The sequence below is a fragment of the Robinsoniella sp. genome, assembly GCF_034124845.1.
In genome coordinates this window covers 1-5,606 of sequence record NZ_JAWYAJ010000063.1, presented here as the reverse complement: position 1 = coordinate 5,606, position 5,606 = coordinate 1, and the positions used below count along the sequence as shown (strand labels likewise).

The 5,606-nt window shown below is 38.5% G+C and carries 7 protein-coding genes; 1 reads left to right on the top strand and 6 read right to left on the bottom strand.

Annotation, left to right across the window (positions count from 1 at the left end; translation table 11 throughout):
• The 6 genes from ACH2DQ_RS03205 to ACH2DQ_RS03180 form a co-directional block, all read right to left on the bottom strand.
• Positions 1-453, bottom strand: a 453-nt coding sequence (locus tag ACH2DQ_RS03205) for an ATP-binding cassette domain-containing protein (protein WP_395025552.1), incomplete at its 3' end; no start/stop codon positions are given.
• Entirely contained in the window at positions 441-1,193 is a 753-nt protein-coding gene (locus tag ACH2DQ_RS03200; protein ID WP_394911880.1) for a hypothetical protein, read from the bottom strand. The genes ACH2DQ_RS03205 and ACH2DQ_RS03200, both read right to left, overlap by 13 nt.
• On the bottom strand, positions 1,186-1,746 hold the full coding sequence (locus ACH2DQ_RS03195; protein WP_394911881.1) for an RNA polymerase sigma factor: 561 nt from the start codon (positions 1,744-1,746) through the stop codon (positions 1,186-1,188). The genes ACH2DQ_RS03200 and ACH2DQ_RS03195 overlap by 8 nt, the downstream gene beginning before the upstream one ends.
• Before the next feature lie 275 nt (positions 1,747-2,021).
• Positions 2,022-3,293 (bottom strand): DUF4179 domain-containing protein, encoded by a 1,272-nt coding sequence (locus ACH2DQ_RS03190; protein ID WP_394911882.1) that lies wholly within the window; start codon positions 3,291-3,293, stop codon positions 2,022-2,024.
• On the bottom strand, positions 3,283-3,666 hold the full coding sequence (locus ACH2DQ_RS03185; protein WP_394911883.1) for a sigma factor: 384 nt from the start codon (positions 3,664-3,666) through the stop codon (positions 3,283-3,285). The genes ACH2DQ_RS03190 and ACH2DQ_RS03185 overlap by 11 nt, the downstream gene beginning before the upstream one ends.
• A 394-nt stretch (positions 3,667-4,060) precedes the next feature.
• Positions 4,061-4,657 (bottom strand): TetR/AcrR family transcriptional regulator, encoded by a 597-nt coding sequence (locus ACH2DQ_RS03180; RefSeq protein WP_394911884.1) that lies wholly within the window; start codon positions 4,655-4,657, stop codon positions 4,061-4,063.
• Between the two features lie 144 nt (positions 4,658-4,801).
• On the opposite strand from ACH2DQ_RS03180, the gene ACH2DQ_RS03175 reads away from it, so the two are divergent.
• Positions 4,802-5,329 carry a nitroreductase family protein gene (locus ACH2DQ_RS03175; protein ID WP_394911885.1) on the top strand — a complete coding sequence of 176 codons (528 nt, stop codon included), beginning with the start codon at positions 4,802-4,804 and terminating at the stop codon, positions 5,327-5,329.
• Positions 5,330-5,606 lie beyond the last annotated feature (277 nt).

The window sequence follows — 5,606 nt, the reverse complement described above, 5'->3', positions numbered from 1 at the left end:
ATCGTTTAACAATGCCTGTGCAATCCCCAGTCTCCGGATCATTCCGCCTGAAAACGTCTTTATTTTCTGTTTTGCTTCTCCAAGCAGTCCAACCAGTTCCAAAAGTTCCCTGCACTTTTCCCTTGCCATTTCCTTTGGCAGAGCTTTCAGTGATGCCAGGTACATCATATAGCGCCATGCGGTAAAATCAGGGTAATAACCAAATTCCTGCGGGAGATATCCCAGCATGCTGCGGTAATCTCCACCCAGCTTTTGAATCCCGCTTCCATTGCACAAAACCTCCCCTTCCGAAGGACGCAGAATATTACATATCATGCGAAGCAGCGTAGTTTTTCCTGCTCCATTGGCGCCCAGAAGTCCATATATTCCATTTGTAAAAAGAAGATTCACATGGTCAACTGCCATCTTTTCTTTGTAACGCTTACCCAATCCTTCCAATTTTAACTCCAGCATAATTCTTTTCCTCCCGTTTTCAGTCTGCGTAAAAGAGTATAGATTTCAATAAATAATAAGATACATCCAAGGATAAACACAATTGTCCATAAAGGTAAATAAACCGAGCGGTAAACCTTAGGAATAACCGATGGTATTGCCGACCCGATACACAAGAAAACAGACATAATTATCTGTATCCATTTTCTTCCTGCGTTTCTGCCTGCGGAGACAAGTAACAGATAGCAGGCATTGGACAGAACAAACGGTACTAAAATATACATACACAATGCGAATACACTGTACTTCATTGTATCAATCACACTGAAAATCATTCCCGTGAGAATACAGAGGTCTATTGCTCCTGAAATAAGCATTTTCATACTCCATATCTGTCCCAGATTCAGGTAACAGCTTTGCTCCAGCTCCGCCATGTGAAAGGACAGGCTTCGGCTGATTTCAAAAACAGACACCAGCCCCATCGCCGCTGCCAGCATAGACGCTCCGATCAGATATTCCTCCATTTTATCCGGAAGTCCCCCATATAGCATAAATAGCATAACTGCTGCTGCCACAGCCACAGCCTGTCCGATCCAGTATTCTTTAGAAATGTATTGTAACTGAATAACTAATATTTGAATTCTGGAGGGACAGTACCTGATTTTTTTCATTTCAATATTTTTTCGGATACCATACAATGCTGCCGCTTTTCTATCCTGATCAATAGAAATGGGGGGTTTTGGCAAATTCTTTTTATCCATAAAAATCCTCCTTTTTCAATATATGTTTTAATTTATCCATACCCTGCTTCATTCTGGATTTAACCGTTGCTGTCTTCGCACCGGTCATTTTACTGATTTCCCGGTATTTCATTTCATAATAGCAATGAAGAATAATAACCTCTTTTTGCATTTGGGGAAGTACAGACAGTGCTTTCCATATATAACCGGAATTTTCTTGTTGAATCATTCTCACCATCAGGTCATCCCCTGATTTAAGTTCTGCTTCATATCCCGCCTCTTCCTCATCATCAATGGAAACAACCGCCTGCCGCTTTTTTTCTCCATGATAAAAATCACGACATACATTCATTGCAATCGTCAGAAGATATCCTTTTAGATTGCGGTAACGGTAGTGATCTATGTAACGGATAAATCGAAGAAATGTTTCCTGAGCAAGATCATAGGACTGGTCCCGGTCTCCGGTCTGATAACAGCAAAACCGGTAAATGTCATCATAATATTTTTCTGCTATTTCATTCAGATATTGTTTATTGCCATGTTGTATTTCATGAACCAATTGCCTGTCATCCAAGTGTTTTCTCCCCCTTTCTTGTCGACTTATTCTTTTTGATTTTTAGCCAGCTATGCTAAACGTGTTTAAAAAATACTGCCGGATAACTATGGGGTGCCAATGTAAGATTTGTTTCGAAAAATACCCGGCATATTGGGCTATACTGACTGTAATTTTTACTTATATCAAATATAACTGATCTCCAGTCAAAAAGGTTTTAAAATTACAAAAAAAACTGCAGACCTACACATTTTTTGTGAAGTCTGCAGTGACACAAATCCATTGCATGCTGTTATTTATTTTTCTAAATCAATATCTACCCCATACAATGCTCTGGATGCCATAGCCATCTGATCTTTTTCTTTATAGGCCGAAATTGCATTTTCTCCCACATATATTGACAACTTCGTTATCTCCCTGCCCTGGCGGGGATATACCTGATAAATTCCAGAATCCGAATTTTCCGCATAACTAAAATCCAGTTTTTGTCCATTTTGATCGAAAACTGACGCTGCATAATCACCTGTGACTGCAATCCAGTAATTCTCATTTATCTCTTCGTCGGTGAGATCCTGCCATTCTCTTCCAGCCTTGTTTGCTGCAGCTCTATCTTCTTCATATATTTTTTTCTTTGCCGCAAAAATCTCTTCTTCATTACCATATAAGTTCGGCAGTATGGTTTTTACCTTGACCTCATATGGTGTAACAATTACTTTTTCAATACCAAATCCATTGCTTTCCTGATTAATATCATATATTTTTACAGAATTTGTATCAACCTTGACATTAAAATCCAATTGCCACTGCCCCTGGGTTGTAACCAGTGGAATGATCGGCTCATATCCTTCCTTGAACTTAGGCTTTTCATTTACCCCTGACGGTATCTCATATTCCATTTCATTTTTAATCGATTCTTCTGCTAATTTACTGTCTTCGTAGGTAATGGAATCCAGATTCAGCTTCAGGTTGAGAGATTGATCTGACTGGGTGTAGTCCTTATCCATATCTAATTTCATCATTCCCTGAAATGTATGTTCATTAATTAAACGTCCTTCTATTGTGCTTCTTGCAATATTCAGCACTTCTCCTTCTTCACCAATCCTGGCATTCCCTTCCGGCATTAAATTCTGCAGATGCATAATTCCATCTTCATCGGTGTACGCGTCATACATATTCTGAAACGGCTGCTCTCCCGTAATGGAAAGTGTAACATAAATGGAAGTCCCATCACAATAAGCCTCTTCCGCTTTTACTGACAGCCCGGCATCATTTGCTTCCATTACAGATCCCTCCAGACCTTGTGCCTTATCTGCAAAGTCACCTGAAAACTCTACATCCTTTTCTATATCTTTAAAAATCCCCCCAATTACCGGTATCTCAGCTGCTAAAACAGGATTATAAAATCCCCAGATAAAAAATGCTGTAATTAATGCTGCCGTACTTCCGGCACAAAAAGATATCTTTTTTATAACCTGCTTTTTCCGTATTTTCTTCACCTGTTTCATGCTTCTCATAATTGTTTCATCCAAACGTTCCGAAGTCGGTACCTCATTCCAGTTATTGTACATAAATATAATCCTCCTTTAGATATTTGCGTAATTCTTCCCTGCCTCTGCTCAGATATGCTTTTACTGAACCTTCCGGAGCTGAAAGGGGGAGATCATCATAGGGTATCTGTTCTTTGTGGCTGCGGAAATAATCTCTTGATGCATTAATTAAAATCCTGGTGAGCCATGTTTTAAAATATCTTGGCTCTTTCATAGTTTTTATTGAAGAAAAAGCTTTGACAACGCATTCCGAGACGATATCCAGAGCAGCATCTTCATTCTTTGCATAAAGATATGCCGTCCGGTATAAATAAAGTTTGTGCATCTCTATTAACTGCCCGTAAGCATTCACATTGCCATGCATTGCTTTCTTCGCCAGTTTTATTTCATCCAATTTTTCTTACCGCCTTCCTCATGTTTTTCCGGAAAAATCATGTTTTGTAAGATTATTTTTGATTCATACACTATTTAGACGTACTGTAAAGGGAAATGGTTACAAATAATTTCGAAAATAGCAAGAATATTAGAAATCAAAAAAAGAGAATAGCAAAATAGAACATATATAAATGAAATATATAAATGCACATATAAATGCGAATATATAAATAGTAATATATAAATAGAAATATATAGATACAAATATATAGATGCAAATATATAGATACAAATATAAAAATACAAATATATAAGTAGAAATACATAAATAGAAAAAAATCACATATATCCATCAATTTTCTCTGCATGCAGCTAATCGTGCTGATGCAGAGAATGATCCTGCACTATGAAATTTACACATTTAATAACCCGATAACGCTTTCTCTAATCTGCTGTTTAAAAACATCAAAGTTTAAACCATTGTGGGAAAACGCTGAATTTTCCTGCCTTAAACCATCGATTAAAATGCAGCAGGTGTAGACTCTTTCCAGCAGATTGTTGGGTACGATACCATTTTTAATTAAAATTTCAACTATATTTGAAAAATATCTGTTCTCTAGCTGAGAAAAATGGTATCTGATTTCTTCATCATCTACAATCATCATTCTTAGCTGTGCCAATGCTCCACCGGAATCAGCGTATAAATCCATATAAAAAGTAATCCAGCTGTCTACAAAATCAATCAGCTGAAACGGCTGCCGGCTTTCTAACTTTATGATTAACTGGCTGGAAATTCCATTTAAATAGTCTTCAAATGCTGCGATATATATCTGCCGTTTGTCTTTAAAATAACTATAAACTGCTCCGGTTGAAACCCCGGCTCGTTTTGCAATTGCAATGGTATTTGTCTTATAGAATCCTTTTTCACAGAAAAGTGCAAATCCGGCATCTAAAATTTTTTTCTTACTTTCCATGGAGCGTTTTTGTACCGGCATTCTTGTATCTGACATATTTTTCACCTCTTTTACAGTATACTTCGTCCGATAGGTTTCGTCAAGATAATGTGAATCTTTATTCACATTATCTTGACATTCATTAATTTGCCTGGTAATATAAAATATGAATCTTTATTCACATTTCAAAAGGAGGATAAAATGAACTTTTTAACACTGGCAAAACAGCGCTGTACAACAAGAGGCTTTACAGACCGGAAACTATCCCATAGCAGCCTGAATCAGATATTATCAGCCGGACGTGCTGCCCCCACAGCCTGCAACAAACAGCCACAAAGAATTCTGGTGGTACAAAAAGAAGAGAATTTAGCAAAGGTTCAAAAAGCCTACTCTACATTCGGATCCCCCTGCATTCTGATCGTCTGCCGTGATAGACGAAGTGAGCTAATCCGCCCTTATGATCAGAAATGCTCCGGAGATCTGGATATTGGCATAGTCTGTGATCACATGATGCTGGCGGCAAGAGAGCTGGAAATCGGCTCTGTAATGGTAGGGCTTTTTGATCCTGAAATTATCCGAAAAGAATTTGCTATACCATCGTTTATAGAACCTACTGCCCTGCTTCTGTTCGGATATCCAAGTAAAGGATTTTTAAATCCTAACAGGCATGACACTCTGAGAATGCCACTGGATAAGACCGTTTGTATGGAAGAATTTTCTCTATACTAGTACTACAGGGAACGCTTTATATATGTTCTTATAAATGCATTATATTTGGGTTTCGCTGAGGAAGGACGCTTTGTATATGGAGGTAGTGCACGGAAAGAGAAGGGGGCGGATCAGGAGAGGTGTTTGGAAGGCTTAACGCAGAACTGGCATTTTCTAACCTTCCCGAAGCGCTTTTTGGCGGCACGCGGGTATTCGCTCCGAAATCCTGATGCATTTCGCAGCTCAGTACCCGCTTAGTATCCGATGGGAGCCAGTCGAATACTATCCGCCAAAAAAC

Bases quoted from the DNA above. Each gene is read 5' to 3' on its own strand.
- ACH2DQ_RS03190 (WP_394911882.1), bottom strand. From the start codon at position 3,293: ATGTACAATAACTGGAATGAGGTACCGACTTCGGAACGTTTGGATGAA.
- ACH2DQ_RS03180 (WP_394911884.1), bottom strand. From the start codon at position 4,657: ATGTCAGATACAAGAATGCCGGTACAAAAACGCTCCATGGAAAGTAAG.
- ACH2DQ_RS03175 (WP_394911885.1), top strand. From the start codon at position 4,802: ATGAACTTTTTAACACTGGCAAAACAGCGCTGTACAACAAGAGGCTTT.
- ACH2DQ_RS03200 (WP_394911880.1), bottom strand. From the start codon at position 1,193: ATGGATAAAAAGAATTTGCCAAAACCCCCCATTTCTATTGATCAGGAT.